The sequence below is a fragment of the Acidovorax sp. HMWF029 genome, from assembly GCF_003060895.1.
Lineage (GTDB): Bacteria > Pseudomonadota > Gammaproteobacteria > Burkholderiales > Burkholderiaceae_C > Acidovorax.
This window is the reverse complement of the sequence record NZ_QAIH01000238.1, coordinates 25,676-27,024: the sequence shown is the minus strand read 5'-3', so window position 1 is coordinate 27,024 and position 1,349 is coordinate 25,676. Positions and strand designations below refer to the sequence as shown.

1 protein-coding gene and 1 pseudogene are annotated in these 1,349 nt (G+C 68.1%); both read left to right on the top strand.

What is annotated here, in order from left to right:
• Positions 1–927: MlaD family protein (locus DBR12_RS17655; protein WP_108618456.1), on the top strand; the 927-nt coding region annotated here is incomplete at its 5' end.
• Positions 924–1,349 (top strand): annotated as a pseudogene (locus DBR12_RS17650) (hypothetical protein); the annotation flags it as partial. The gene DBR12_RS17655 and the pseudogene DBR12_RS17650, both read left to right, overlap by 4 nt.

Sequence of the window (1,349 nt, the reverse complement as noted above, 5' to 3'; positions counted from 1 at the left end):
GAACTCAAGGCCGCCGCGCTGCTGTTGTTCACGCTGGCGCTCATCGTGGGCTCGGGCCTGTACCTGCTGTATGCGCGCGGCGCGTTCGAGCCCACGCAGACGCTGATCCTCACGGCCGATGATTCGGAAGGCGTGGTGGTGGGCATGGACATGACCTTCTCGGGCTTTCCCATCGGCCGGGTGCGCCGCATCGAACTGGCCGACAGCGGCAATGCCCGCATCCTGGTGGATGTGCCCCGCAAGGACGCGCATTGGCTGCGCGCGTCCAGCGTGTTCACGCTGGTGCGGGGGCTGGTGGGCGGCACCAACATCCGGGCGTACTCCGGCATCCTCACCGACGACCCGCTGCCCGACGGCGCCGTGCGGCCCGTGCTGCGCGGCGATGCCACCGCAGAGATTCCCCAGCTCATGGCTACCGCGCGCGAGCTGCTCACCAACCTCAATGCCCTGACTGCCCCGGACGCCGCGCTGGGCAACAGTCTGGCCAATGTAAAAACCCTCACCGACCGCCTCAACGGCCCCGGTGGCGCGTTGGGCGTGTTGATGGGCAACGAGGCTGATGCCAGGAAGATCATTGCCACACTGGAGCGCACCAATGCGCTGTTGGCGCGGCTCGATGGCATGGCCGCGCGGGCCGACCGTCAGGTGCTGGGCGGCGAGGGCAACAAGGACGCCCTGGTGCCCGAAGTGCGTGCGGCCGTGGCGCAGCTCAACGGCTTGCTGGCCGACACCCGCGCCAGCGTCAAGAAGGTGGACGCCGTTCTGGTCGAAGCGCAGGCGATTGGCGCCAATGCCCGCGAAGCCACCACCGACCTCGGCGCCCTGCGCGCCGAGGTGGAAAGCAATCTGCGCAAGGTGGAGAGCCTGGTCAACGAGATCAACCGCAAATGGCCTTTTGCACGCGACACGGAGCTGAAACTGCCATGAAGCCATTTGCCATGCCCCGTCTGCGGACGCCGGTGCGTCTCACTGCCTTGGGTTGCGCTTTGCTGCTGGCGGCCTGCTCCAGCAAGCCGCCGGTGCCCGATTGGCAAATGAACGCCCAGGCGGCCGCCACCAAGGCCACCGAGGCCTATCTGTCGGGCAATGCGCGCGTCGAACAACTGGAGTGGGAGCGGGCCCGCGCCGAGGTGGCCCGCACCGGTCGTGCTGATTTGCTGGCACGGCTGGAACTGATGCGCTGCGCGGCGCAGGTGGCCAGCCTGGTGGTGGCTCCGTGTGATCGGTTTGAGGGGCTGCGCCCCGATGCCGCCGCGCCCGAGCAGGCCTATGCAGACTACCTGGCTGGCCGGGTATCCCCGCAGCAGCTGCCGCTGCTGCCGGAAGCACAACGCAAGGTGACTGCTTTG